The sequence below is a fragment of the Streptomyces angustmyceticus genome (assembly GCF_040701845.1).
Taxonomy (GTDB): Bacteria; Actinomycetota; Actinomycetes; order Streptomycetales; family Streptomycetaceae; genus Streptomyces; species Streptomyces angustmyceticus_A.
On sequence record NZ_JBFBHQ010000021.1, the window covers coordinates 91,219 to 116,789 of the forward strand.

Consider the following 25,571-nt stretch of genomic DNA (forward strand, 5'->3'; position numbering starts at 1 on the left):
CTGACAACGCCGTCGACGACACCCGCGGCGAAACTCGGACGCAGGGTTCTTTTGAATTCAACGACGTTGGTGGAGTGCGACGTTCGGACCGGCCCGGTGGAGGGTGCGTCCAGTATGCGGGTGCCTCGGTATACCTGCTGGATCGCCTGGAATGCGTTTATCCGGGCAACTTGCCTACCGAGCGGCCCGTTTGCGCCGTAGCCGCGACCGGCCGCTGTTCGCGACGGGCTCCTGTGCCGCTCCGGACCGCGCCCCGCGCCATTCCCCGGATGCCCGCAACCCCTGGATATGGCGACGTCCCGCGCGCTGCGCCCCCGCCCCCCGGCACAGCCCCGACAGGACGCCAATCGGCCCCGAATGGCCGGGATTCCAGCATTCCGGGGGGCTTCTTCCCGGTAGGGGGCGCGCTATCGCAGCCGAGCGTGTAGCTTCCCGGGGACGAGCGGCCCGGTCGGGGGCCGCGCCGGGGCCCGCCGGGGTGGAGGGGGTTGCTCGATGGGCGTGCGGCTCATGGTGGTGGACGATCATCGTCTGCTCGCGGAGGCGCTCGCTTCGGCGCTGAAGCTGCGTGGGCACCGCGTCCTGGCGGCGGCCGCGCCGAGCGCCGGGGCCGCGGAGCTGGTGGTGAGCCGGGCGCCCGAGGTGTGCCTGCTGGGCACCGCCGCACCGGCCAGGCCGGGTGCCTTCGACCCGGTCGTACGGATCAAGAGGGAGCGGCCGCAGGTCGCGGTGGTGGTGCTGGGGCCGGTGCCCAGTCCGCGCGGGATCGCCGCCGCGTTCGCGGCCGGGGCCTCCGGGTACGTCCGCAACGACGAGCGGATCGAAGGTGTGGAGCGCGCCATGATGAAGGCGCGGGCGGGGGAGTCGGCGGTCGCCCCGCTGTTGTTGCAGCAGGCCTTCGAGGAGTTGCTGCACCCCGCGGCGCAGCCGGACGACGAGGGGGCGCGGCTGCTGGAGCTGCTCACCCCGCGCGAGGTCGAGGTGCTGATGCGGGTCGCGGACGGCGAGGACACCCGGCTGATCGCGGCGGGGATGGACATCGCGCCGAGCACCGCGCGGACGCATGTGCAGCGGGTGTTGATGAAGCTGGAGGTGGGGTCCCGGCTGGAGGCCGCCGCGCTGGCGGCCCGCACCGGGCTGCTGGACCGCGCGGCGGGCGGCCGCGCGGCGCGCGCTGCGGCGGGGCAGGCGGAGGAGGCTACGGCGGGGGCGGATCAGGACGGTCCGTCCCCGTCCCCGTCCCCGCAGTAACAGCCCCCGCTCGCCCTCCCGCTCAGCCCTCCCCGGACTCCTCCGCCACCCCGGCCCGCAGCTCCTCGGCCGTCGGCGGGACCGCCGGTCGCAGCTTCAGCCAGACGAGGAAGAAGAGGCCGAGGGCGAGCATGCCCACGCCCGTCCAGAGGTTGATGTTGATGTCCTGGGCCTTCTTGAGGTCGGCGTCCGAGGCCGTCAGGCCGGCGATGGTGACGATCACGCCGTAGACGACGAACAGGCCGCCGATGATGCGCCGTACGTCGAAGAGTCGCGCGGCGGTCGCCGACTCGCGTTCCAGTTGCTCGACTTCGTGCTGGTAGTCGCTCATGGTGCGTTCCTCGGCAGGCTCAGAAGGAGAAGGGGATGTAGCAGACGGCGGCGAGGATCAGTGCCCCCCAGCCCAGCAGGGCCGGCTTGCGGTACCACGCGTCGTCGCCCTCGGCCGGCAGTTCCTCCATGCCGGGGGACCGGGACCCGTAGACCAGGCCCGCCAGCGATGCGGCCGGCTTGGGCTTGGTGACCAGGGTGACGAGCACCATCACCAGCGCGCCGACGACGAACGCCACGATCGAGGAGACGAAGTTGGCGCCCTGCTCGGAGGGGATCGCGATGATGCCCTGCTTGTAGAGCCCGAAGTAGTTGACCATCGCGGCGAGCGTGCCGCTGAGCAGGCCCCAGAAGCCGGCCGCCGCGCTGGTCCGCTTCCAGAACATGCCGATGATGAAGACGACGAACAGGGGCACGTTGAAGAAGGAGAACAGCGTCTGGAGGTAGTTCATGATGTTGCTGAAGGACGAGGCGATGAAGGCCGTGCCCATGCCGATCAGCACGCCGACCGCGGTGACCACGCGTCCGGTCTTGAGGTAGTAGCGGTCCTCGCGGCCCTTCTTGAGGTACGCCGCCCAGATGTCGTTGGTGAAGACGGTGTTGAAGGACGAGACGTTGGCGGCCATGCCCGCCATGAACGCCGCCAGCAGACCGGTCACCGCGATGCCCAGCACGCCGTTGGGCAGCAGGTCCCGCATCAGCACCGGGATCGCGTCGTTGTACTGCAGCCCGTCCTTGGACTTGCCCAGCGTCGGCTCCATGACCAGCGCGATCAGGCCCGGGACGACCACGACGAGCGGGATGAAGATCTTGGGGAAGGCGGCGATCAGCGGGGTGCGCTTGGCGGCGGAGAGGTTCTTCGCGGACAGCGCGCGCTGCACCTCGGCGAAGTTGGTGGTCCAGTAGCCGAAGCTCATCACGAAGCCGAGGCCGAGGACGATGGTGAGCCAGTTCGCGCCGAGCGGGTTGGCCTCGCCTATGCCGGTGCCCTTCCAGGCGGTCAGGAACGCGTCGCCGTGGGAGGAGTCGAGCGAGCTGGTCAGGCCGTCCCAGCCGCCGACGCGCTTGAGGCCGACGATGGTCAGCGGGATCAGGGCGGCCAGGATGACGAAGAACTGCAGCACCTCGTTGTAGATCGCCGAGGACAGGCCGCCGATGGTGATGTACGCGAGGACGAAGACGCCGGCGACGACGATCGCGACCCACTGCGGCCAGCCGAGCAGCGCCTGCAGCACGATCGCCATGGCGTACAGGTTCACGCCCGCGATCAGCACCGACGACACGGCGAAGATGACCGACGACAGCAGGTGCGAGGAGGGGCCGAAGCGGTGCAGCAGGAACTCGGGCACCGAGCGGACCTTGGAGCCGTAGTAGAACGGCATCATCACCAGGCCCAGGAAGACCATGGCCGGGATGGCGCCGATCCAGTACCAGTGCACGGTGTAGGCGCCGTACTGCGCCCCGTTGGCGGCCATGCCGAGGATCTCGGTGGCGCCGAGGTTGGCGGCGACGAAGGCGAGGCCGGTGACCCAGGCGGGCAGCGACCGTCCGGAGAGGAAGAAGTCCAGGCTCGTCTTCACGCTGCGTTTGGCCGCGAATCCGATGCCGAGGACGACGACGAAGTAGATGGCCAGGATCGTGTAATCGAGCCCGTTGGTGGGGAGCCGTAGCCCCTCGGCCAGGGTGATCATGGGCGACTCATTTCGCGGGTCGGGAGCTCGGCCCCCGGAGGACACATCTTTGTGCGATCGGAACGCACAAAAAGCTACGCGCGGACTTCGGGAAACTGAATACTTTTGTTTGGTTCAGTTGCGCTTTCGTGATCGAGGTATCCGGTATGCCGGAAATGTCCCGCAGCGCTCCGCCCGGAACTCGCCCCATGGCCCGGCGTTGACGCAGCTGTTTAGTTGTGCTTCATTGTGTTTGTTTGTGTTTGGTCGCAGGGTGAGGAGCGCCCGTGAAGAAGACGTCGACCCGGCTCGCGGACGGCCGGGAGCTCATCTACTACGACTCGCGTGACGACGTCGTACGCGATGCCGTCGACCGCCGCCCCCTCGACCCCGTGGCCACCGCCTCCGAGATCCGCCACGACCGGCTGCTCGGCGACGATGTCGCCATCGCCTCGCACCGGCAGGCCCGCACCTACCACCCGCCGGCCGACGAGTGCCCGCTGTGCCCCTCCCGCGGGGGCCGCCGCTCCGAGATCCCCGCCGCGGACTACGACGTCGCCGTCTTCGAGAACCGCTTCCCGTCCCTGGCCGGCGACAGCGGCCGCTGCGAGGTCGTCTGCTTCACCTCCGACCACGACGCCTCCTTCGCCGACCTCACCGACGAGCAGGCCGCCCTGGTCCTGGAGGCGTGGACCGACCGCACCGCGGAACTGTCCCAGCTCCCCGGCGTGGAGCAGGTCTTCTGCTTCGAGAACCGCGGCGCCGAGATCGGCGTGACCCTCGGCCACCCGCACGGCCAGATCTATGCGTACCCCTTCGTGACCCCGCGCACCGCGCGCATGCTCACCGCGCTCGCCGCCCACCGTGCCGCCACCGGCGGCGGCAACCTCTTCGACGAGGTGGTCGCGGACGAGCTGGCCGACGGCCGCCGGGTCGTCCTCGACGGCGAGCACTGGGTGGCCTTCGTCCCCCACGCGGCCCACTGGCCCTACGAGGTGCACCTCTACCCCAAGCGCCGGGTCCCCGACCTGCTCGCCCTCGACGACGCCGCGCGCACAGAGTTCCCACAGGTCTACCTGGAAGTCTTGCGGCGCTTCGACCGGATCTTCGACGGGAGGGGCGGCGGGAAGGAAGGAAGCGGGGCGGGCCCGGGGTCCCGGGGGGCGGCCGGCGCCGCCCGTACGCCGTACATCGCCGCCTGGCACCAGGCGCCGCTGCGTGTCGAGCACCGGGAGGAATTCGCACTCCACCTCGAGCTTTTCACCATCCGACGCACTTCCGGCAAGCTGAAGTTCCTCGCGGGTTCCGAATCCGGCATGAACGTGTTCATCAATGATGTGCCGCCGGAGGCCGCGGCCCAGCGACTGCGAGAGGTAGCGAGCGAGTGAGCAAGAAGTACCTGGTCACAGGTGGTGCGGGATACGTCGGAAGCGTCGTCGCGGCGCATCTGCTGCAGGCCGGTCACGAGGTGACCGTGCTGGACGACCTGTCCACCGGCCACCGCGAGGGCGTCCCTGCCGGAGTCCGCTTCGTCGAGGGCCGCATCCAGGACGCCGCGACGTGGCTCGACCCCTCCTACGACGCGGTGCTGCACTTCGCCGCCTTCTCCCAGGTCGGCGAGTCCGTCGTGGACCCCGAGAAGTACTGGCGCAACAACGTCGGCGGCACCATGGACCTGCTCGCCGCGATGCGCGACGCCGGTGTCCGCACCCTCGTCTTCTCCTCCACCGCCGCCACCTACGGCGAGCCGCGGACCACCCCGATCACCGAGTCCGCCGAGACCGCGCCCACCAGCCCGTACGGCGCCAGCAAGCTCGCCGTCGACCACATGATCAGCGGGGAGGCCGCCGCCCACGGCCTGGCCGCCGTCTCGCTGCGCTACTTCAACGTCGCCGGCGCCTACGGCACCTGCGGTGAGCGCCACGACCCCGAATCGCACCTCATCCCGCTCGTCCTCCAGGTCGCCCGGGGCAAGCGCGAGGCGATCTCCGTCTTCGGCGACGACTACCCCACCCCCGACGGCACCTGCGTCCGCGACTACATCCACGTCGCCGACCTCGCCGAGGCCCACCTCCTCGCCCTCGACGCGGCCACCGCCGGCGAGCACCTGATCTGCAACCTCGGCAACGGCAACGGCTTCTCCGTCCGCGAGGTCATCGAGACCGTCCGCAAGGTCACCGGACACCCCATCCCCGAGATCACCGCCCCGCGCCGCGGCGGCGACCCGGCCGTACTGGTGGCCTCCGCCCAGGCCGCGATCGACCGCCTCGGCTGGCGCCCCAGCCGCGCCGACCTCGCCGACATCGTCACCGACGCCTGGCAGTTCGCGCAGCACCTCGACCGGACGAAGGAGTCCTGATGACCGCACACGGAACCGCCGCCCCGACCACCGGGCGCCCGCACGGCGCCCAGTACACCGCCCAGGCCTTCGCCGCGGTGTACGGCGCCGCCCCCACGGGCACCTGGGCGGCGCCCGGCCGGGTCAACCTGATCGGTGAACACACCGATTACAACGACGGTTTCGTGATGCCGCTCGCCCTTCCGCACACCACCCTGGCCGCCGCCTCGGCCCGCACCGACGGGGTGCTGCGGCTGCACTCCGGCGGCGCCGACGGCGGCATCGTCGAACTGCGCCTCGACGCGCTGCGGCCGGCGCCCCAGGCGGGCTGGGCCGCGTACCCGGCCGGTGTCGTCTGGGCGATGCGGGAGGCCGGGCTGCCCGTCGGCGGCGCGGACCTGCACTACGACAGCACGGTGCCGACCGGCGCCGGACTCTCCTCGTCCGCCGCCCTGGAGATCGTCACCGCGCTCGCCCTCAACGACCTGTACGCGCTCGGGCAGGAGCCGCAGCAGTTGGCCCGGCTCGCCCAGCGGGCCGAGAACGCCTTCGTCGGCGTGCCCTGCGGGATCATGGACCAGACCGCCGCGGCCTGCTGCACCGAGGGCCACGCCCTCTTCCTCGACACCCGCGACCTCGGCCGGCGCCAGATCCCGTTCGACCTGGCGGGGGAGGGGCTGCGGCTCCTCGTCGTGGACACCCGGGTGAAGCACGAGCTGGGGGACGGCGCGTACGCGGAGCGGCGCGCCGGGTGTGAGCGCGGCGCGCGGGCGCTCGGGGTGCGGGCCCTGCGCGACGTGCCGTACGCGCAACTGCCCGAGGCCCTCGCCCGGCTGGCCGACGAGCCCGCCGTCCAGGCCCTCGTCCGGCACATCGTCACCGAGAACCACCGCGTCGAAGAGGTCGTCGCCTGCCTCGACGCGGGCCGCACCCGCGCCATCGGCCCGCTCCTGACGGCCGGTCACGCCTCGCTCCGCGACGACTTCAAGATCTCCTGCCGTGAGCTCGACCTCGCGGTCGACACCGCCAACGCGGCGGGCGCCCTCGGGGCCCGGATGACCGGCGGAGGCTTCGGCGGCTCGGCGATCGTGCTCGTCGAGGAGGCCGCCGCACCCGCCGTCGGCGCCGCGGTCACCGAGGCCTTCGCGGCGGCCGGCCATGCCGCCCCGCGGATCTTCGAGGCCGTCCCCGGCCCGGGAGCGCACCGCGTCGAGTAGGGCGTGCCGGGCGGCGCGCGGCCACCGGGCGGGCACCGAACGGCCCGGGTGGAGGGGCAGTTTCGTCAATCACCTTCCCTTGCCGCAACCCGTCCGTACGCTGGGATCCTGCACCGGTGGGGGCCGGTGCCGATCAGGGGGCGAGACCGTTCGGGTACGGCGCCCGGGGTGGGGTAGTCATGTCGGCACGGCGGCGGCCGTGCGGCTGAGGCGATCTTCAATCCGGGCGTCGTGCCCGCTATGGTCCGTTCACCGAGACAGGGGGTCTCTGTGCAACGCATCCGGGTTCTGGTGGTCGACGACCACCGCATCTTCGCCGAATCCCTGGCGGCCGCGCTCGCCGCGGAACAGGACGTGGACGTCGCGGCCGCGGGCAGCGCCCCCGTGGCACTGCGCAATCTGGACCGGGCGGTCACCGACGGCCGCCGGTTCGACGTGCTGCTCGCCGACGCCGACCTCGCCGCGCCGCTGCTCGCGGTGCCCGCGCAGGGAGCGGTCCGCGAGGCGGTACCGCGGGCCGTGCCGCGGGACGGCATCGCGCTGGTCTCCGGCCTGCGCACCAGCCATCCGTATCTGCGCACCGTCGTCCTCGCCGACCGCGACGACCCGCGCCGCGCGGCCGCCGCGCTGCAGGCCGGCGCCTCCGGCTGGGTCGCCAAGGACTGCTCGCTCTCCCGGCTGCTCGCGGTCATCCGCGGCGTGCTCCGTGACGAGACGCATCTGCCGCCCGCGCTGCTGACCGGCGTCCTGCGGGAGTTGACGGCCGCCCGCAAGCACCGTTCGGAGAGCGAGCGGCTGGTGGAGTCGCTGACCCCGCGCGAGCGCGAGGTGCTGCGCTGCATGGTGGCGGGCCTGGGCCGCAAAGCGGTCGCCGAGCGGCTGTTCCTCTCCCCGCACACGGTCCGCACCCACATGCAGAACGTGCTCGGCAAACTCGGGGTGCACTCCACCCTCGCCGCGGTCGCGCTGGCCCGCCGGGCCGGGGTCGGCCCGGTCGAGCTGGAGGCGGCGGCCGCGGCGGCGTCGGTGCCGGTGCCCTGAGCGGCTGCGGGGCTGCGGGGCGAGGCTCCCCGGGGGTGGCCGGGGGCCTGGTGACGCGCGGGGCTCCGAGAGGCGCCGCACGCCGTGAGGCCGCCACGGGCGCGGGAGTGCCCGGGGCGCTCGGGCCGGACGTGCTGGGCGTCGGGGCCCGGGCTCCTACGTGCCGGGATCCGTCAGGACCGCCACGCCCCGAGCTCCCAACGTGACCCGGCCGACGGCCCCGCCCGCCCCGTCCACCGCGGCCAGCGCGTCCCGCATCGGCGCCGGCAGCCCGACCTCCACGGTCTCCGTCCCGTGGTTGAGCAGGAAGACGTACCGTCCGCCGGCGCCCTCGCGGACCGTGGCCTGGACGCCCGCCGGCAGCCCCGGCAGTACGGGCCCGACCCCGGCCGCCGCCCGTACGTCGTCCAGCAGGGCCCGCATCAGCGCCGGTTCGAGCCGGGTGCCCGCGTACCAGACCGTGCCCCGCCCGTAGGAGTGCCGGGTCACCGCGGGGCGGCCGGCGAGCTCCCCGTCCGTGAAGCGGGCGAGCGCTTCGGCCCCTTCGAGGTCGACGGCCTCCGACCACAGGTCCGCCCGCCCCGTGTAGGCCCCGTCGCCGACGCCCACCGACCGGCCCTCGTCCAGCGGCCAGAACTCCTCCACCCGCAGTCCCAGCAGCTCCCGCAGCGCCCCCGGATACCCGCCGGGGTGCACCCGGTCGTGCGCGTCGACGATCCCGGAGAAGAACGACACCAGCAGCTGCCCGCCGTTTCGCACATAGGCGGCCAGCCGTTCGGCGTCGGCGACGGTGAGCAGGTACAGGTTGGGCGCCACGACCAGCCGGTAGCCGGACAGTTCGCGCTGTGGCGGCACCACGTCGCAGGCCACGCCCGCCTCGAACAGCGGCCGGTAGTGGTCCAACGCGATCCGGGAGTGGTCCAGCGCGGTCGACGGCTTGGAGTCCAGCTCCAGCGCCCACCAGCTGTGCCAGTCCGCCAGCAGCGCCACCGCCGCCCGCGACCGGGTCCCCTCGATGCCCGGTACCGCCGCCAACTCCCGCCCCAGCTCGGACACTTCGCGGAAGATGCGGGTGCCCGTCCCGCCGTGCGGCAGCATCGCCGAATGGAATTTCTCCGCGCCGCCCAGCGACTGCCGCCACTGGAAGTACAGCACCGCGTCCGCGCCCTGGGCGACGGCCTGCCAGCTCCACAGCCGCATCGTGCCGGGCGGCTTGGGGCCGTTGCGGGGCCGCCAGTTGACCGCGCCGGGCGCCTGCTCCAGCAGCATCCAGGGCTGTCCGGAGCGCGCCGAGCGCATCAGGTCGAAGACGTAGCCGGCCCGGATGTGGTCGTCGCCGGCGTACGGGTCCTGGTAGAAGTCCAGCGCCATCGCGTCCAGGTGCGGGGACCAGGCGAACGCGTCGACGGGCTTGTGCTGCGGCATCAGATTGGTGGTGACCGGAATTCCGGGGGCAAGGCGCTCCAGCACCTCCTTTTCGGCCAGATAGCAGGCGCGCAGGGCCTCGTCGCCGAAGCGCAGGTAGTCCAGCTGCTGGGCGGGGTTGGGGAAGGTGGGCGCGGTGCGGGGCGGCAGCACTTCGTCGAAGTCGCCGTAGGTCTGTGACCAGAAGGCCGTCGACCAGGCGGCGTTGAGCGCGTCGATGCCGCCGTAGCGTGCGCGCAGCCAACGCCGGAAGTCGTCGGCCGACACCTCGCAGTAGCACTGGCGGGTGTGGCACCCGTATTCGTTGCCGACGTGCCACAGGGCCAGCGCCGGATGGCCGGCGTAGCGGGCGGCGAGCTGTTCCACCAGGCGTACGGCGTGTGCGCGGTAGACGGGGCTGGAGGGGCAGTAGTGCTGCCGGCCACCGGGCCAGCGGCGCCGGCCGTCGGCGTCCTCGGGCAGGATCCCGGGGTGCGCGCGGGAGAGCCACGGCGGCGGCGAGGCGGTCATGGTGGCCAGGCAGACGGCGATCCCGGCGCCCGCCAGCCCGTCCATGACGCGGTCGAACCAGCCGAAGTCCCAGGCCCCGGGCCGGGGTTCGACCCGGGCCCAGGAGAAGATCCCGGCGGTGACCATGGTGACGCGGGCCGCCTTCATCAGCTCCAGGTCCTCGGCCCACACCTCCTCGGGCCACTGCTCGGGGTTGTAGTCGCCGCCGAAATGGATGCCCATGGATCCCCCAAGGATCGAAGCCCGGGCGGGGCGCCTCGCCCCGCCGTCAGCAGGACCGGCTCACGAGGAGTTCTTGTACACGCTCCAGCCCCCGTCGACGACGAGGCTCGCGCCCGTGACGAAGGACGCCTCGGGGGAGAGCAGGAAGGCGATGGCGGCGGCGACCTCCTCCGGCCGCCCCAGCCGCCGCGCCGCTGTCTCTGCGGCGCTGGCCCGCCGTTCCTCCTCGCCGATGCCGTCCCAGGCCGCCGTCAGCACGGGCCCCGGCAGCACGCTGTTGACCCGCACCTGCGGCCCGTACTCGACCGCCAGTTGGCGCCCCAGCCCGGTCAGCCCGGCCTTGGCGGCGGCGTACGCGGGGCGCCCCGGCAGCCCGATCAGCGCATGCACCGACGAGGTCAGCACCACCGTGCCGTGGCGCGCCCGCAGATCGTCCAGGGCGGCGCGCACACCGAGGAACGAGCCGGTGAGGTTGACCGCGAGCTGCCGCTCCCAGTCCGCGAGCGGGGTGTGCCCCGCGGATGCCACGAACGGCAGAAAGGCGTTGCTGACCAGCCCGTCCACCGGACCGTAGCGCTGCCGCGCCGCCTCGACCGCGCGCTGCCAGTCGTCCTCGACGGCCACATCGCAGTGCTCGTACGAGGCGTGACCGCCGCCCGCCCGGATCCGCCGCGCGGTGTGTTCGCCGCGCGCGTCGTCGATGTCCAGCAGCAGGACGCCGGCGCCCTCGGCCGCCAGCCGGTCGGCGGTGGCCGCCCCGATGCCCCCGGCGGCCCCGGTCACCAGGACCGTACGGCCCTCGAACCGTTTGCCGTACGGCCCGTTCGCCCGGTGCGGTGCGCGCTGCTGGCTCATGGCGCGATCCAAGCCCACGGGGCGAGCGGCGGGCAAGGGGGCGGGGGAGGAGAGGGGCGCGTGCGGTCCCAGGGGGCGCGCGAGCCGCTCACGCGTCGTCAGATGTGGCGTGCGCGGCGTCCCGGCCCGCGGTTTCCGGCCGCGGGCGGGAGACGGCCGGCGACCGGGGCGGACGGGGCCGGCGGCGGGCCCTAGCCGGGGATGTTGTCGAACGGCCCGGTCAACCGCCGCAGCAGCCCGGCCAGTTCCCCGCGCTGCTGGCGGGAGAGCTCGGCGAGGATGGCGCGCTCCTGGATCAGCAGTCCGGCCAGCGACCGGTCGGCCTTGTCGCGGCCCTCGGCCGTCAGCCTGACCAGCACGCCGCGCCGGTCGCTGGGGTCGGGCAGGCGCTCCACCAGGTTCTTCTTGGCGAGCCGGTCGATGCGGTTGGTCATCGTCCCGGAGGTGACCAGTGTCTGGGTCAGCAGCGCCCCGGGGGAGAGCTGGTACGGCGCCCCGGCACGCCGCAGCGCGGTGAGCACATCGAATTCCCAGGGCTCCAGGCCCACCTCGGAAAAGGCGATGCGGCGGGCCCGGTCCAGGTGTCTGGCCAGCCTGGAGACACGGCTGAGGACCTCAAGTGGCTCCACGTCGAGGTCCGGGCGCTCGCGACGCCAAGCTGCGACCAGTCGATCGACCTCGTCCTCCATGACGATCAGTGTAGAGGGTCTGTCGACATGAAGTCTCTTGACGTCGAGATATATTTCGCTGGACTATGGGGCATCGTCGGCGGGGGCTCGGTTTCCAGCCGAGACGGCCCGAATCCGACCGTGCCAGCTTTGTATCAGCCCTGCATCGGCAAAGGGGTTTCGATCATGCATGACGCACCAACCTGGGATCCGCAGCAATACCTCCGCCACTCCGGGCACCGTACCCGCCCCTTCCACGACCTCCTCGCCCGGATACCGGACCTGCCCCGGCACGGCCGCTCCGCCCGCATCGGCGACCTCGGCTGCGGTCCCGGAAACGTCACCGCCGAGCTCGCCGCCCGCTGGCCGGACGCGCACATCACCGGATACGACAACTCCCACGAGATGCTCAAGGAGGCCGAGGCCCACGCCGGGCCCACCCCGGGCGGCGGCCACCTCGACTTCGCCCTCGCCGACGCCGCCGACTGGGCGCCCGAGGAGACCTACGACCTGATCGTCTCCAACGCCGCGCTGCAATGGGTCCCCAACCACCCGGAATCCTTCGCCCGTTGGATCGACGCCCTCGCCCCCGGCGGCACGTTCGCCTTCCAGGTCCCCGGCAACTTCACCTCCCCCAGTCACGCCCTCCTCGGCGAGCTCTGCGACGCCCCCCAGTGGCGCGAACGGCTCCCCGATCACGGCCGCCGCTACGTCCACATCCTCGAACCTGCCGCATACCTGGAACGCCTCGCCGACCTCGGCTGCGTCACCGACGTGTGGGAAACCACCTACGTCCAGCTCCTGCAGGGCGACGACCCGGTCCTCGACTGGGTCAAGGGCACCGCCCTGCGCCCGGTCCTGACCGCGCTGGAGGACGACCCGGCCGCCCGCGAGGCCTTCCTCGCCGAATACCGCGACGCGCTGCGCAAGGCCTACCCCACCGGCCCGCACGGCACGGTCTTCCCGTTCCGCCGCATCTTCGCCGTCGCCCGCAAGCCGGCAGCCGGCTGACGCCCCTGCCCGCCGCTCCGCCACCGCTTCCCGGCCCGACTCCTCCGAGGTGACAACGCCGTGATCACCGGCCTCGACCACATCCAGCTCGCCGCACCCCCCGGTACCGAGGACGCCCTGCGCGCCTACTACGCGGACGTCCTCGGCATGACGGAAATCCCGAAGCCCCCGGCGCTCGCGGCCCGCGGCGGATGCTGGTTCGAGGCCGGCACGGCCCGGCTCCACCTGGGCATCGACCCCGGCTTCCACCCCGCCCGCAAGGCCCACCCCGGCCTCCGCGTCCACGACCTCGACACCTTCGCCACCCGCCTGACCACCGCCCACGCCCCCGTCACCTGGGACCACCGCCTACCGGGCCACCGGCGCTTCTACTCCACCGACCCGGTGGGCAACCGGCTGGAATTCGTGGAGGCGGTGGAGGCGGCGGGAGAGCAGGCGGGGCAGGCCGGGACATAGGTGCGGCCGGGGACGCGCTGCCGGGGAAGCGCGCCGGGCGCTGCCGCCGTCACCCGCGGGCGGGGCCGCCCGCCCCTCAGTTCTTCCGGTGCCCTATCAGCCGCGGCTTCGCCTCCAGGTTGCCCAGGCCGTGCCAGGCGAGGTTGACCAGGTGGGCCGCGACCTCGGCCTTCTTCGGCTTGCGGGTGTCCACCCACCACTGGCCGGTCAGGGCGACCATGCCGACCAGGGCCTGGGCGTAGAGCGGGGCCAGTTTCGGGTCGAAGCCGCGGGCCTTGAACTCCAGGCCGAGGATGTCCTCGACCTGGGTGGCGATATCGCTGATGAGGGAGGCGAAGGAGCCCGTGGACTGGGCCACGGGGGAGTCACGGACCAGGATGCGGAAGCCGTCCGTGAAGGTCTCGATGTAGTCGAGGAGCGCGAAGGCGGCCTGTTCGAGGAGTTCCCGGGGGTGGCCGGCGGTCAGTGCGCCGGTCACCATGTCCAGCAACTGCCGCATCTCGCGGTCCACGACGACCGCGTACAGGCCTTCCTTGCCGCCGAAGTGCTCGTAGACCACCGGCTTGGACACCCCGGCCTTCGCCGCGATCTCCTCCACCGAGGTGCCCTCGTAACCCCGCTCGGCGAAGAGCGTGCGACCGATGTCCAGCAGCTGCTCCCGTCGCTCCGCGCCGGTCATCCGGACCCGGCGGGCCCGCCGGGTGCCCGCGGCCGGGGAGGGCTTGCCCTTGCTGTTGCTCGCGCTGCTGCTGTCGATCGCCACCCGTCAATGATGCCTTCCCCGCCTACCGCCGGGAGGTACCCCCGGCGGCCGGCTCCGCGCGTCGGGCCTCGATACGGGACGCGTCCGGCCACCGGACGTCGTACGCCCAGCCCGCCTTCTCGAACCAGCGGATCAACCGGGCGCTGGAGTCCAGCTGCCCCTTCAGCACGCCGTGCCGGGCACAGGTGGGGTCCGCATGGTGCAGGTTGTGCCAGGACTCGCCGCAGGACAGGACGGCCAGCCACCACACGTTGCCGGAGCGGTCGCGGGACTTGAAGGGGCGCTTGCCGACCGCGTGGCAGATCGAGTTGATCGACCACGTGACGTGGTGCAGCAGCGCGACGCGGACCAGGGAACCCCAGAAGAAGGCGGTCAGCGCGCCCTGCCAGGACCAGGTCACCAGGCCGCCGACCAGCGGCGGGATCAGCAGCGACACCGCCGTCCACAGGACGAACTGGCGGGAGATCGCACGGATCGCCCCGTCCCTGACCAGGTCCGGTGCGTACTTCTGCTGCGGCGTCTGCTCCTCGTCGAACATCCAGCCGATGTGCGCCCACCACAGGCCCTTCATCAGGGCCGGCACCGTCTCGCCGAAGCGCCACGGCGAATGCGGGTCGCCCTCGGCGTCGGAGAACTTGTGGTGCTTGCGGTGATCAGCGACCCAGCGCACCAGCGGACCCTCGACGGCCAGCGACCCCATGATCGCGAGCGCGATCCGCAGCGGCCGTTTCGCCTTGAACGAACCGTGCGTGAAGTAGCGGTGGAAGCCGATCGTGATGCCGTGGCAGCCGATGTAGTACATCGCCGCCATCAGCCCCAGGTCCAGCCAGCTCACCCCCCAGCCCCAGGCCAGCGGGACCGCGGCGACCAGCGCCACGAACGGGACGGTGATGAACAGCAGCAGCGTGATCTGCTCCAGCGACCTGCGCTGCTCGCCGCCCAGCGTCGCGGACGACGCCGAGGCGGCCGGACCGACGGATGAATCGGCAGGAATCGGGGGATCTTCTACGGCTTCAGGACCAGCGGTCATGGTGTCCCTCGTCGGGGGGCTCGGGGGCACGGCTACGGCTACGGAACCGTAACCTACGGTCTCGTAAGTATGGCAGTGCCGCCGCCACGGGCAAGGCCGTGACAGGCGCCACAACCACCCCCTGCGACGCAGATGCCCACCCAGCGGACGGTGTGATCTGCTGACGCTGGGCAGACCTATCCTGGGGACGTCGGACAGCGCGGTCCGCAACCCGCCCGCATCAGACCTGCCCAACCCGTCGCCGCCGGCCCCCCTCCCACGAGCCGCGGTACGACGCCCCTGATTGCTGCAAGGAGCCGCACCTGTGAGCAGTGCCGACCACACTCCGGCCGAGACCGCGTCCATCGAGAGCCTCGATCCCGGCCCGAGCGACAACATCGCCCTGCGCGCCGACATCCGCCGCCTCGGCGACCTCCTCGGCGAGACCCTCGTCCGCCAGGAAGGCCCCGAGCTCCTCGACCTCGTAGAGCGCGTCCGCGCCCTGACGCGCTCCGACGGCGAGGCCGCGGCCCGGCTCCTGGGCGACACCGACCTGGCCACCGCCGCCAAGCTGGTGCGCGCCTTCTCCACGTACTTCCACCTCGCCAACGTCACCGAGCAGGTCCACCGCGGCCGCGAGCTGGGCGCCAAGCGCGCCGCCGAGGGCGGCATCCTCGCCCGCACCGCCGACATGCTCAAGGACGCCGACCCCGAGCACCTGCGGGAGACCGCCCGCAACCTCGGCGTGCGCCCCGTCTTCACCGCGCACCCCACCGAGGCCGCCCGCCGCTCCGTCCTCACCAAGCTCCGCAAGGTCGCCGAGCTGCTGGACAGCCCGGATGCCGAGCGCCGCCGCGCCGACCTCCGCCTGGCCGAGAACATCGACCTCATCTGGCAGACCGACGAGCTGCGCGTCGCCCGCCCGGAGCCCACCGACGAGGCCCGCAACGCCATCTACTACCTCGACGAGCTGGGCCGCGGCGCCGTCGGCGACGTCCTGGAGGACCTCGCCGCCGAGCTGGAGCGGGCCGGCACCGAGCTGCCCGCCGGCACCCGCCCGCTCACCTTCGGCACCTGGATCGGCGGCGACCGCGACGGCAATCCCAACGTCACCCCCCAGGTCACCTGGGACGTCCTGCTCCTCCAGCACGAGCACGGCATCACCGACGCCCTGGAGCACGTCGACGAGCTGCGCGGCGCGCTGTCCAACTCCATCCGCAACTGCGGCGCCACCGACGAACTGCTGGCCTCCCTCCAGCACGACCTCGACCTCCTCCCCGAGATCAGCCCCCGCTACAAGCGGCTGAACAGCGAGGAGCCCTACCGCCTCAAGGCGACCTGCATCCGCCAGAAGCTCGTCAACACCCGCGAACGCCTCGCCGGCGACACCCCCCACGTCCCCGGCCGCGACTACCTCGGCACCACCGAGCTCCTCGACGACCTGGCCCTCATCCAGACCTCGCTGCGCGCACACCGCGGCGGCCTCGTCGCCGACGGCCGCCTGGAGCGCACCCTGCGCACCATCGCCGCCTTCGGCCTGCAGCTCGCCACCATGGACGTCCGCGAGCACGCCGACGCCCACCACCACGCCCTCGGCCAGCTCTTCGACCGCCTCGGCGAGGAATCTTGGCGCTACGTGGACATGCCGCGCGACTACCGCCGCAAGCTCCTCGCCAAGGAACTGCGCTCCCGCCGCCCGCTGGCCCCCACCCCGGCCCCGCTCGACGAGGCCGGCGCCAAGACCCTCGGCGTCTTCCGCACCATCGGCAAGGCCAAGAAGACCTTCGGCCCCGAGGTCGTCGAGTCCTACATCATCTCCATGTGCGCCGGCTCCGACGACGTCTTCGCGGCCGCCGTCCTCGCCCGCGAGGCCGGCCTGATCGACCTGCACGCCGGCTGGGCCAAGATCGGCATCGTGCCGCTGCTGGAGACCACCGACGAGCTCAAGATCGCCGACCAGCTGCTCGACGAGATGCTCGCCGACCCCTCCTACCGGCGCCTGGTCGCCCTGCGCGGCGACGTCCAGGAGGTCATGCTCGGCTACTCCGACTCCTCCAAGTTCGGCGGCATCACCACCTCCCAGTGGGAGATCCACCGCGCCCAGCGCCTGCTGCGCGACGTCGCCCACCGGCACGGCGTCCGCCTGCGCCTCTTCCACGGCCGCGGCGGCACCGTCGGCCGCGGCGGCGGCCCCTCCCACGACGCGATCCTCGCCCAGCCCTACGGCACCCTCGAAGGCGAGATCAAGGTCACCGAACAGGGCGAGGTCATCTCCGACAAGTACCTGGTGCCCTCGCTGGCGCGGGAGAACCTGGAACTGACGGTCGCCGCCACCCTCCAGGCCTCCGCCCTGCACACCGAGCCCCGGCAGTCCGACGAGGCCCTCGCCCGCTGGGACGCCGCCATGGAAACCGTCTCCGAGGCGGCCCACGGCTCCTACCGGCGTCTGGTCGAGGACCCCGACCTGCCCGCGTACTTCTTCGCCTCCACGCCCGTCGACCAGCTCGCCGAGCTCCACCTCGGCTCGCGCCCCTCGCGCCGCCCCGACTCCGGCGCCGGCCTCGACGGACTGCGCGCCATCCCGTGGGTGTTCGGCTGGACCCAGTCCCGCCAGATCGTCCCCGGCTGGTTCGGCGTCGGCACCGGCCTCAAGGCCGCCCGCGAGGCCGGACTCGACAGCGTCCTCGACGAGATGCACGAGCACTGGCACTTCTTCCGCAACTTCCTGTCCAACGTCACCATGACGCTGGCCAAGACCGACCTGCGGATCGCCCAGCACTACGTCGACACCCTCGTGCCCGACGAGCTCAAGCACGTCTTCGACGTCATCAGGGCCGAGCACGAACTCACCGTCGCCGAGGTCCTCCGCGTCACCGGGGAGAAGGAACTCCTCGACTCCAACCCCGTCCTGCGGCAGACCTTCCACATCCGCGACGCCTACCTCGACCCGATCTCCTACCTCCAGGTCTCGCTGCTGGACCGCCAGCGCGGCGCCGCCGAGCGCGGCGAGGAGGCGGACCCGGTCCTCGCCCGGGCCCTGCTGCTCACCGTCAACGGTGTCGCCGCCGGCCTGCGCAACACCGGCTGACGCAAGCCGGCCGGACAGACGACGGCGGCCCGCCCTCTCCACCGGGAGGGCGGGCCGCCGTCGTACCGCCTACAGCGCGGCGAACGCCGCGCCCAGCAACACCGCCCCCAACAACCCCATCACCCACGCCGTACGCCGCAGCCGCATCCCCCCGGCCACCACCAGCGCCGCCAGCAGCAACGACCCCGCGAACGGCACCCACGCATGCAGGATCCCCGCCGGCCCGGTCCGCACCGCATGCGCCGTCCCCGGCTCGACCGTCACCTCGACCCGCTCGCCCTCGTCCGGCGCCGCCGCCTGCGCGATCGTCACCTTCGACCGCGGCCGGCCGTCGCCCCCCGTCGGCACGTACGCACCGGTGCACCGCTCGTCCTCACACGCCGACACCGTCATCGTCCCGCGCTCCCGCGCCTTGACGAGCATCGCGTACTGCGCCGTGTGCCACGACGTCCACACCCCCGCCACCAGCAGCAGCAACGCCAGCAGACCCATCACCCCGGTCCGGGCGAGCAAAAGCGCCCCATAGGCACTCTCACCGACCCGCCGGGTACGGCTGCGTCTGACCGGACTGGTGCGCGTACTGCTTCTGGGCATGGCGGCGATCCTTGGCCATAACCCGCACCCGGTCAACCTCGGACCACGGTTCGTCAGAGCCTGACCCCCGCTGTCCCATTCAGGTGTTGTACGTGCTCTGCGCCCGTTCCAAACCGTCCACGATGAGCGTCTCCACCGCATCCGCCGCACGGTCCACGAAATAATCCAGCTCGCGCCGCTCCGCCGACGAGAAATCCTTCAGCACGAAATCCGCCACCTGCATACGACCCGGCGGACGCCCGATCCCGAACCGCACCCGGTGATACTCCGCACCCAGCGACTTCGTGATCGACTTCAGACCGTTGTGGCCGTTGTCGCCGCCCCCCAGCTTCAGCCGCAACGCACCGTAATCGATATCCAACTCATCATGAATCGCAATGATGTTGCCGACCGGCACCTTGTAGAAATCCCGCAACGCCGTCGTCGGCCCGCCCGACAGATTCATGAAGGACAACGGCTTCGCCACCACGACACGACGACTCGACGGACCCGGCGCGCCACAACGCCCCTCCACCACCTGCGCCCGCGCCTTGTGCGCCTTGAAACGGCCCCCCATCCGCTCCGCCAGCAAATCCGCCACCATGAATCCCACATTGTGGCGATTACGCGCGTACTCCGGGCCCGGATTACCCAGCCCCACCACCAGCCACGGATCAGCGTCCGCCATCTCAGCCACTCCCACATCCGCCGGCAACCCCGCACCGGCCCCGACCTCAACTGCCCATGAAACAGGCCAACCGCCACCCCGCGCCCCAAGGCGCGCGGCAGCGGCTGGACCACTCGCCGAGAAAGACCCTCAGCGAAAAACGACTCAGGCCTCGGCGCCTTCGCCCTCACCCTCGGCGGCCTCCTCGGCCGGAGCCTCGGCCTGCGCCGCGACGACCTGCAGCACGACCGCGTCGTCCTCGACGGACAGCGCCGAACCCGACGGCAGGGCAATGTCCTTGGCCAGCACCGAAGCGCCCGCCTCCAGGCCCTCGACGGACACCGTGACGGACTCCGGAATGTGGGTGGCCTCGGCCTCGATCGGCAGCGCGTTCAGCACGTGCTCCAGGACGTGCTGGCCCGGCGCCAGGTCGCCCTCGACGTGGATCGGAACCTCGACGGAGACCTTCTCGCCCTTCTTCACGGCCAGGAAGTCCACGTGCACCAGGAACTGGCGGATCGCCTCACGCTGCACGGCCTTGGGGATGACCAGCTCGCTCTTGCCGTCGAAGTCCAGACGGATCAGGGCGTTCGGCGTCTTCAGCGCCATCATCAGCGCGTGGTTGTGGATCGCCACGTGCTGCGGCTCCGCGCCGTGACCGTAGATGACAGCCGGAACCAGGTCGGCGCGGCGCGCACGACGGGCGGCACCCTTACCGAAGTCGGTACGGACCTGGGCGGTGAGCTTGACCTCAGCCATAACTGCACTCCTCGTAACTCAGAAAACATCCGGTGGGCGTCACCCGGCCCACGACAGACCTGCTACGAAGAGCGCGTCGATAACGGACAGCCACCACAAAAGGGCGGCCTCCCTCGCCGAGCAACCCCATGAGTCTACCCGGCCGGCAGGCCGCCCCAAAGTCGATCAGCCCCGGGCCGCCCCGCAAGGCGGCCCGGAGCCTGCGCTCACTGCTCCTCGAAGAGGCTCGTCACCGAGCCGTCCTCGAACACCTCGCGGATCGCGCGGGCGATCGTCGGCGCCATCGACAGCACCGTGATCTTGTCCAGTTCCAGCTCCGAAGGCGTCGGCAGCGTATTCGTGAACACGAACTCGCTCACCTTCGAATTCTTCAGCCGGTCCGCCGCCGGACCCGACAGCACACCGTGCGTCGCCGTCACGATCACATCCGAGGCACCGTTCGCGAACAGCGCGTCCGCCGCCGCACAGATCGTGCCACCGGTGTCGATCATGTCGTCGACCAGGACACACACCCGGTCCTTCACGTCACCGACGACCTCGTGCACCGTGACCTGGTTCGCCACGTCCTTGTCACGCCGCTTGTGGACGATCGCCAGCGGCGCACCCAGACGGTCGCACCAACGGTCCGCGACCCGCACCCGGCCGGCGTCCGGAGACACCACCGTCAGCTTGTCGCGGTCCACCTTCGCACCCACGTAGTCCGCAAGGACCGGCAGCGCGAAAAGATGATCCACCGGGCCGTCGAAGAAGCCCATGATCTGATCCGTGTGCAGATCCACGGTCACCACACGGTCCGCACCCGCGGTCTTCATCAAATCCGCGATCAGCCGCGCCGAAATCGGCTCACGGCCACGGTGCTTCTTGTCCTGCCGCGCATAACCGTAGAACGGCACGACGACCGTGATGCTCCGCGCCGAAGCCCGCTTCAGCGCATCGATCATGATCAGCTGTTCCATGATCCACTTATTGATCGGAGCCGTGTGGCTCTGAATCAAAAAGCAATCCGCGCCACGCGCCGACTCCTGATAGCGGACATAGATCTCACCGTTGGCGAAGTCGAAAGCCTTCGTCGGGACCAGGCCCACACCCAGCTGATGCGCGACCTCCTCGGCCAGTTCGGGGTGGGCGCGGCCGGAGAAGAGCATCAGCTTCTTCTCGCCGGTCGTCTTGATCCCGGTCACAGCAAATCTCCTCGAATCACAGTTTGCGTGCGCTCATCACGGTACGCCCCGCACGGCGCACCCCTTGCACGGTCACCGCTCGCCCTCGGAATCCTGGCGAGCAGCCGAAGCCGCCTGCGCGGCGGCGCTTCCGGGCCGCTTGCGCGCGACCCAACCCTCGATATTCCGCTGCTGGCCACGCGCGACCGCCAGCGAACCCGGGGGCACATCCTTGGTGATGACCGAGCCCGCCGCCGTATAAGCGCCGTCCCCGACCGTGACCGGAGCCACAAGCATGTTGTCCGCCCCCGTCTTGCAATGCGACCCGACGGTCGTGTGGTGCTTCGCCTCACCGTCGTAGTTCACAAAAACACTCGCCGCACCGATATTGGTGAACTCACCGATCGTGGCATCCCCCACATACGAAAGATGCGGCACCTTCGTGCCCTCGCCGATCGAGGCGTTCTTCATCTCCACATACGTGCCGACCTTCGACTTCGGGCCAAGATCCGTACCCGGCCGCAGATACGCATAGGGGCCGACGCTCGCGCCCGCACCGATACGCGCACCCTCCGCGACCGTGAACGACGCCACCGCGCCCGCGCCCACCGACGTATCCGTCAGCCGCGAATGCGGGCCGACCTCGGCACCGGTGGCGAGATGCGTGGCACCCAGCAGCTGCGTACCCGGGTGCACCGTCGCATCCGGCTCGAACGTCACCGACACATCCACCCACGTCGACGCAGGATCCACCACCGTCACACCGGCCAGCATCGCCTGCTCCAGCAGCCGGTCGTTCAGCAGCCGGCGCGCCTGCGCCAGCTGCACCCGGTTGTTGATCCCCAGGATCTCCCGGTGATCCGCGGCCACCGCCGCACCGACCCGGTGCCCGGCCTCCCGCACGATCCCCAGCACATCGGTGAGGTACTCCTCACCCTGGCTGTTGTCCGTCCGCACCTTGCCGAGAGCATCCACCAGGAGCTGCGCGTCGAAGGCGAAGACCCCCGAGTTGATCTCCCGGATCGCCCGCTGCCCCGCCGTGGCGTCCTTGTGCTCCACGATCGCGGTCACCGCGCCGGTGCCCGCCTCGCGCACGATGCGCCCGTAGCCGGTGGAGTCCGGGACCTCGGCGGACAGCACGGTCACGGCGTTGCCGTCGGACGCATGCGTCTGGCTGAGCAGCCCCAGCGTCTCGCCGGTCAGCAGCGGGGTGTCCCCGCAGACGACGATGACGGTGCCGTCGAGGGCGACACCGCTGTTGCTCAGCTCCTCCAGCGCGGTACGGACCGCGTGGCCGGTGCCCTTCTGCTCGTGCTGCACCGCGGTGCGCGCGGCGGGATCGACCTCGGAGAGGTGCGCCTGCACCTGCTCGCGGGCATGGCCGACGACCACGACGAGATGCTCGGGATCCAGCTCTCGGGACGCGGCGACGACATGGCCGACGAGAGAGCGGCCGCAGAGGGCGTGCAGGACCTTTGGGGTCGCCGACTTCATGCGGGTGCCCTCACCCGCTGCGAGAACGACGACGGCTGCCGGGCGGTTGGCGCTCACGGGGATGCCCTTCGGCTTCTTGGCTACTTCGGGTGGTGGTCATCCGAAGGATACCGGTGCGTATAGCAGCCGAAACGCGGGCGGGTCCCGACTTGGTGGTCAGGACCCGAAATTTGCTTGCTCGTAGCCGTTGCTCCCCCACGAGGATTCGAACCTCGACCGACGACACCAAAAGACGTTGTGCTGCCCTTACACCATGGGGGAGGGTATTGTCAAGCGGTCGGCATTTTGCTACGTCGACCGCTCGGCACCCCACACTATGCCGTACCACCAGCCTTCAATGCGACGGTATAGGTCGGCGCTTTGCAGGACGCGGATCACCAGGCAGCCGTGATAGGCGTCCCCGACGTTCTTGCGGACGGTCTTGGGGTTGTGCCTTTTGAGGGTGGTCTTCTGCAGCGCGGTCACGTCGACTCCGACGAGATCGGCCCAGTAGCGCTCGGCGCCTGCCACGTCGGCTGTGCCGTGGATCATCACGCGGTAGCCGACTCGCTCCGGTTCCACGCCGAGCAGGTTCAGCCAGGCCAGATACAGACGGATCACGCTCGGGTCGCTGTTGACGAAGGTGACGCTCTCCCGTCTGGTGTACGGCTTGTCCTTCGTGCCTTCCGCCCAGTAGAGGGCTACGCCGGCGATGAAGAGTTCGCGGTCCGAGAGTGCGCCGATTTCCCGCTTGGCGTCTGCCTTGGTCCGCTGCCGTTCCTCCTCGCGCCGCTCGAGTGTCGCCGCCCAGCCGCGGCGGGCGATGGCCGAGGCCTCTTCCGGGGTGCGCGGCGGCGGCTTCGGCAGGTCCCGGACCCACAGGGAGACCGAGCTCTTCGAGCAGCCCAGTTCGACCTGGATCTCGTCGTAGGTCCGGCCCTGCTTCCGTAGTTCGCGGGCGCGGTCGCGCAGGTCGTCCTTGGCGTTCGGGCGGCGGGTCCAGTCGGGGGAGGGGACGCCGTCGAGGAGGCGGTTGAGGATGTCGTTGTTGTGGACGTGGAGGCGGTCGCGGATCTGGCGGCGGCTGAGGCCGGCGCGGCGCAGGGCGACGGCCTGGGGGCGTAACGCCTCGTAGTCGGGGTGGTCCCGACGGGTGTGCGGCATGGGGACAGGTTGCCTGGTGAAGGCGCGGGGAAGTGTCGAAAATGTGGGCGATTCAACAGTTCGAGGGATAACCCCAGGTAAGTGCTGGTAATGGGCCTGGTCTATGACGCGATAGGGGGCGGGGAATCGGGGGCGGGCGCCCGTAGGCTGGGCGGTATGACCGCGACGGGGGCAAGTGAAGGTGTGGGCGCGCGGGGTGCGCCGGTGAGTGACGGGCCGTGGTGGTGGGCCCGGCGGCGGAGCGCCGTGCTGGATGTGTTTCTGGCGGCCGCTTCCGCAGTGGAATGTGTCGTGGAGGGCGTGAGTTTCGCGCACGAGGCACAGGTGCCCGAGCTGCTGGGGATGCTGCTCGGCCTGCTGGCGGGGCCGGTGCTGCTGGTGCGCCGGCGCTGGCCCGTGGTGGTGGTGCTGGTCTCGATCGCGGTGATGCCCGCGGAGATGGGCGGGCTGCTGAGCGTGGTGGGTCTGTACACGCTGGCCGCGTCGGATGTGCCGCGCCGGATCACGGCCCTGCTGGCGGGCATGACCGTCACGGGGACGCTGGTGACGACCTTCCTCAGCCTGCGCGAGGACGTGGCGTCGCAGCAGGACTTCCATCCGCCGATGTGGTTCGTGCCGCTGATGGCGCTGGCCGTGGGGCTGGTGCTGACGGCGCCCCCGGTGTTGTGGGGGCTGTACATCGCGGCCCGGCGGCGGCTCGTGGAGAGCTTGCGGGAGCGGGCGGACGGTCTGGAGCGTGAGCTGTCGCTGCTCGCGGACCGGGCCGAGGAGCGGGCCGAGTGGGCGCGCAACGAGGAGCGGACCCGGATCGCGCGGGAGATGCACGATGTGGTCGCGCACCGGGTGAGTCTGATGGTGGTGCATGCGGCCGCGCTCCAGGCGGTGGCGTTGAAGGACCCGGAGAAGGCGTCGAAGAACGCGGGTCTGGTCGGCGACATGGGGCGCCAGGCGCTGACGGAGCTGCGGGAGATGCTGGGCGTGCTGCGCACGGCCGAGGGGGCGGCGGGGCGCGGCGCCTCGGCGTCCGGTGCGCCGGAGCGGCTGGCGGCGGTGGCGTCGCAGGCGGGGGCGAAGGCGACGGTGCAGGCGCGGGCGTCGGAGCCGTCCGCGAGCGGGGTGGCGGCGTCGGCCGGTGGCTCCGGGGTCGTCTCCAGTTCCGCTTCCAGTTCCGATTTCGGTTCCGGGGCGTCGTCGGTGCCCGGGGCGGGAGAAGCGGACGCCGAGGGGCCGTCTCTGACGGAGCTGGCGGATCTGGTGGGCCAGTCCCGGGCGGCCGGGATGGTGGTCGAGCTGATGGTGGACGGGGCCGCCGGGGAGGAGTCGGCTTCCGGGCGCCGGTACGCGGCGCGGGTGGAGCGGACCGTGTACCGCGTGGTGCAGGAAGCGCTCACGAATGTGCACAAGCATGCGCCGGGTGCGCGGGCGCGGGTGCGGCTGGCGCACCGGGACGGTGAGCTGGCCGTCCAGGTCGAGAACGGGCCCTCCGAGGGTGGCGCGGCCGACGCGGGGCTGCCGAGCGGTGGCAATGGCCTGGTGGGGATGCGGGAGCGGGTGACGGCGCTCGGCGGCGTCTTCGTCTCGGGGCCGACGGAGGCGGGGGGGTTCCGGGTCTCCGCGGTGCTCCCGGCCGCAAGGCCGGTCATCGGTTGAGGGTTTGCCCCACCGGCGGGAAGTGGTCCTGCTGCCGGCGGGAGGGGTGCCCGCGTTTGGCGGGGTGGGTGCCCGCCTTCGGCGGGAGCGGGGTGGGTTGTGTGGGGTGGGGCCCTGCTCGGTGGGGGTGGCGGGTTCGGGGCCGGAGGGGAGCAGGAGAAAACAAAAAAGCAGTAGCCGGGCCCGCACCATGGTGCGGGCCCGGCTACTGGCTTTTGTGAAACCACACCCCAAAAAGGCGGGGGTCGCCCTACCGGGCGGGGGTGGTGGG

General features: G+C 71.4%; 22 protein-coding genes and 1 tRNA gene. 9 read left to right on the plus strand and 14 right to left on the minus strand.

Translation table 11 applies throughout. The features are described 5' to 3' along the window. Positions 1–495: 495 nt before the first annotated feature. Positions 496–1,251 (plus strand): response regulator transcription factor, encoded by a 756-nt coding sequence (locus AB0411_RS29580; RefSeq protein ID WP_366420340.1) that lies wholly within the window; start codon positions 496–498, stop codon positions 1,249–1,251. Positions 1,252–1,273: 22 nt separating this feature from the next. Here AB0411_RS29580 and AB0411_RS29585 read toward each other — a convergent pair whose 3' ends face one another. Continuing rightward, entirely contained in the window at positions 1,274–1,582 is a 309-nt protein-coding gene (locus AB0411_RS29585) for a hypothetical protein (protein WP_366420341.1), read from the minus strand. Between the two features lie 19 nt (positions 1,583–1,601). After that, positions 1,602–3,272 carry a sodium:solute symporter family protein gene (locus AB0411_RS29590; protein ID WP_366420342.1) on the minus strand — a complete coding sequence of 557 codons (1,671 nt, stop codon included), beginning with the start codon at positions 3,270–3,272 and terminating at the stop codon, positions 1,602–1,604. Between the two features lie 266 nt (positions 3,273–3,538). On the opposite strand from AB0411_RS29590, the gene galT reads away from it, so the two are divergent. The 4 genes from galT (at position 3,539) to AB0411_RS29610 (ending at position 7,847) form a co-directional block, all read left to right on the plus strand. Next, positions 3,539–4,639, plus strand: coding sequence for a galactose-1-phosphate uridylyltransferase (galT, locus tag AB0411_RS29595; protein ID WP_366420343.1), 1,101 nt, complete (start codon positions 3,539–3,541; stop codon positions 4,637–4,639). After that, on the plus strand, positions 4,636–5,610 hold the full coding sequence (gene galE, locus AB0411_RS29600; RefSeq protein ID WP_366420344.1) for a UDP-glucose 4-epimerase GalE: 975 nt from the start codon (positions 4,636–4,638) through the stop codon (positions 5,608–5,610). Before galT ends, galE begins: the two co-directional genes overlap by 4 nt. Further along, complete coding sequence (gene galK, locus AB0411_RS29605) at positions 5,610–6,806, plus strand: galactokinase (RefSeq protein WP_366420345.1); 1,197 nt, start codon at positions 5,610–5,612, stop codon at positions 6,804–6,806. The genes galE and galK overlap by 1 nt, the downstream gene beginning before the upstream one ends. A 270-nt stretch (positions 6,807–7,076) precedes the next feature. Then, positions 7,077–7,847, plus strand: coding sequence for a response regulator transcription factor (locus AB0411_RS29610; RefSeq protein ID WP_366420346.1), 771 nt, complete (start codon positions 7,077–7,079; stop codon positions 7,845–7,847). A gap of 156 nt (positions 7,848–8,003) precedes the next feature. On the opposite strand, the gene AB0411_RS29615 is transcribed toward AB0411_RS29610, so the two are convergent. The 3 genes from AB0411_RS29615 to AB0411_RS29625 form a co-directional block, all read right to left on the minus strand. Continuing rightward, positions 8,004–10,004, minus strand: coding sequence for a beta-galactosidase (locus AB0411_RS29615; RefSeq protein ID WP_366420347.1), 2,001 nt, complete (start codon positions 10,002–10,004; stop codon positions 8,004–8,006). A 60-nt stretch (positions 10,005–10,064) separates the two neighbouring features. After that, the gene (locus tag AB0411_RS29620) at positions 10,065–10,859 is read right to left on the minus strand and encodes an SDR family NAD(P)-dependent oxidoreductase (protein ID WP_366420348.1); all 795 of its coding nucleotides are present in this window, start codon (positions 10,857–10,859) and stop codon (positions 10,065–10,067) included. A gap of 191 nt (positions 10,860–11,050) precedes the next feature. Next, positions 11,051–11,548 carry a MarR family winged helix-turn-helix transcriptional regulator gene (locus tag AB0411_RS29625; protein WP_086717196.1) on the minus strand — a complete coding sequence of 166 codons (498 nt, stop codon included), beginning with the start codon at positions 11,546–11,548 and terminating at the stop codon, positions 11,051–11,053. Between the two features lie 165 nt (positions 11,549–11,713). On the opposite strand from AB0411_RS29625, the gene AB0411_RS29630 reads away from it, so the two are divergent. Further along, entirely contained in the window at positions 11,714–12,538 is an 825-nt protein-coding gene (locus AB0411_RS29630; protein WP_366420349.1) for a trans-aconitate 2-methyltransferase, read from the plus strand. 60 nt (positions 12,539–12,598) lie between these two features. Next, positions 12,599–12,994, plus strand: coding sequence for a VOC family protein (locus tag AB0411_RS29635; protein WP_366420350.1), 396 nt, complete (start codon positions 12,599–12,601; stop codon positions 12,992–12,994). Positions 12,995–13,070: 76 nt separating this feature from the next. Here the strand turns inward: AB0411_RS29635 and AB0411_RS29640 are convergent, their stop codons facing one another. Continuing rightward, positions 13,071–13,757: a TetR/AcrR family transcriptional regulator gene (locus tag AB0411_RS29640; protein ID WP_366420351.1), complete on the minus strand. Its 687-nt coding sequence runs from the start codon at positions 13,755–13,757 to the stop codon at positions 13,071–13,073. A gap of 22 nt (positions 13,758–13,779) precedes the next feature. Beyond that, entirely contained in the window at positions 13,780–14,787 is a 1,008-nt protein-coding gene (locus tag AB0411_RS29645; RefSeq protein ID WP_366420352.1) for an acyl-CoA desaturase, read from the minus strand. A gap of 304 nt (positions 14,788–15,091) precedes the next feature. Here AB0411_RS29645 and ppc point away from each other — a divergent pair, with 304 nt between their 5' ends. Beyond that, positions 15,092–17,854 (plus strand): phosphoenolpyruvate carboxylase, encoded by a 2,763-nt coding sequence (ppc, locus tag AB0411_RS29650; protein WP_437043806.1) that lies wholly within the window; start codon positions 15,092–15,094, stop codon positions 17,852–17,854. 69 nt (positions 17,855–17,923) lie between these two features. On the opposite strand, the gene AB0411_RS29655 is transcribed toward ppc, so the two are convergent. The 7 genes from AB0411_RS29655 to AB0411_RS29685 all read right to left on the minus strand — a co-directional run bounded on the left by AB0411_RS29655 (position 17,924) and on the right by AB0411_RS29685 (position 23,650). Next, on the minus strand, positions 17,924–18,448 hold the full coding sequence (locus AB0411_RS29655) for a hypothetical protein (protein WP_366420353.1): 525 nt from the start codon (positions 18,446–18,448) through the stop codon (positions 17,924–17,926). Positions 18,449–18,527: 79 nt separating this feature from the next. Then, entirely contained in the window at positions 18,528–19,115 is a 588-nt protein-coding gene (gene pth, locus AB0411_RS29660; protein WP_366420354.1) for an aminoacyl-tRNA hydrolase, read from the minus strand. A 144-nt stretch (positions 19,116–19,259) separates the two neighbouring features. Continuing rightward, entirely contained in the window at positions 19,260–19,853 is a 594-nt protein-coding gene (locus tag AB0411_RS29665; RefSeq protein WP_366420355.1) for a 50S ribosomal protein L25/general stress protein Ctc, read from the minus strand. Between the two features lie 206 nt (positions 19,854–20,059). Beyond that, positions 20,060–21,034, minus strand: a complete 975-nt coding sequence (locus AB0411_RS29670; RefSeq protein ID WP_069567314.1) for a ribose-phosphate diphosphokinase — start codon at positions 21,032–21,034, stop codon at positions 20,060–20,062. Between the two features lie 72 nt (positions 21,035–21,106). After that, positions 21,107–22,564 carry a bifunctional UDP-N-acetylglucosamine diphosphorylase/glucosamine-1-phosphate N-acetyltransferase GlmU gene (glmU, locus tag AB0411_RS29675; protein ID WP_366420356.1) on the minus strand — a complete coding sequence of 486 codons (1,458 nt, stop codon included), beginning with the start codon at positions 22,562–22,564 and terminating at the stop codon, positions 21,107–21,109. A gap of 133 nt (positions 22,565–22,697) precedes the next feature. After that, positions 22,698–22,768, minus strand: a tRNA-Gln gene (locus AB0411_RS29680). Positions 22,769–22,795: 27 nt separating this feature from the next. Continuing rightward, the gene (locus AB0411_RS29685; RefSeq protein ID WP_366420357.1) at positions 22,796–23,650 is read right to left on the minus strand and encodes a hypothetical protein; all 855 of its coding nucleotides are present in this window, start codon (positions 23,648–23,650) and stop codon (positions 22,796–22,798) included. A 156-nt stretch (positions 23,651–23,806) separates the two neighbouring features. Between AB0411_RS29685 and AB0411_RS29690 the strand changes: the two genes are divergently transcribed. After that, complete coding sequence (locus AB0411_RS29690) at positions 23,807–25,300, plus strand: sensor histidine kinase (RefSeq protein ID WP_366420358.1); 1,494 nt, start codon at positions 23,807–23,809, stop codon at positions 25,298–25,300. Positions 25,301–25,571 lie beyond the last annotated feature (271 nt).

Excerpts from the sequence above, each read along its gene's own strand:
- AB0411_RS29585 (WP_366420341.1), bottom strand. The coding sequence starts at position 1,582 with ATGAGCGACTACCAGCACGAAGTCGAGCAACTGGAACGCGAGTCGGCG.
- AB0411_RS29615 (WP_366420347.1), bottom strand. The coding sequence starts at position 10,004 with ATGGGCATCCATTTCGGCGGCGACTACAACCCCGAGCAGTGGCCCGAG.
- AB0411_RS29630 (WP_366420349.1), top strand. The coding sequence starts at position 11,714 with ATGCATGACGCACCAACCTGGGATCCGCAGCAATACCTCCGCCACTCC.
- AB0411_RS29690 (WP_366420358.1), top strand. The coding sequence starts at position 23,807 with ATGACCGCGACGGGGGCAAGTGAAGGTGTGGGCGCGCGGGGTGCGCCG.
- AB0411_RS29645 (WP_366420352.1), bottom strand. The coding sequence starts at position 14,787 with ATGACCGCTGGTCCTGAAGCCGTAGAAGATCCCCCGATTCCTGCCGAT.
- AB0411_RS29665 (WP_366420355.1), bottom strand. The coding sequence starts at position 19,853 with ATGGCTGAGGTCAAGCTCACCGCCCAGGTCCGTACCGACTTCGGTAAG.
- AB0411_RS29580 (WP_366420340.1), top strand. The coding sequence starts at position 496 with ATGGGCGTGCGGCTCATGGTGGTGGACGATCATCGTCTGCTCGCGGAG.
- pth (WP_366420354.1), bottom strand. The coding sequence starts at position 19,115 with ATGGCGGACGCTGATCCGTGGCTGGTGGTGGGGCTGGGTAATCCGGGC.
- AB0411_RS29590 (WP_366420342.1), bottom strand. The coding sequence starts at position 3,272 with ATGATCACCCTGGCCGAGGGGCTACGGCTCCCCACCAACGGGCTCGAT.
- AB0411_RS29685 (WP_366420357.1), bottom strand. The coding sequence starts at position 23,650 with ATGCCGCACACCCGTCGGGACCACCCCGACTACGAGGCGTTACGCCCC.
- AB0411_RS29655 (WP_366420353.1), bottom strand. The coding sequence starts at position 18,448 with ATGCCCAGAAGCAGTACGCGCACCAGTCCGGTCAGACGCAGCCGTACC.
- galK (WP_366420345.1), top strand. The coding sequence starts at position 5,610 with ATGACCGCACACGGAACCGCCGCCCCGACCACCGGGCGCCCGCACGGC.
- AB0411_RS29620 (WP_366420348.1), bottom strand. The coding sequence starts at position 10,859 with ATGAGCCAGCAGCGCGCACCGCACCGGGCGAACGGGCCGTACGGCAAA.
- AB0411_RS29625 (WP_086717196.1), bottom strand. The coding sequence starts at position 11,548 with ATGGAGGACGAGGTCGATCGACTGGTCGCAGCTTGGCGTCGCGAGCGC.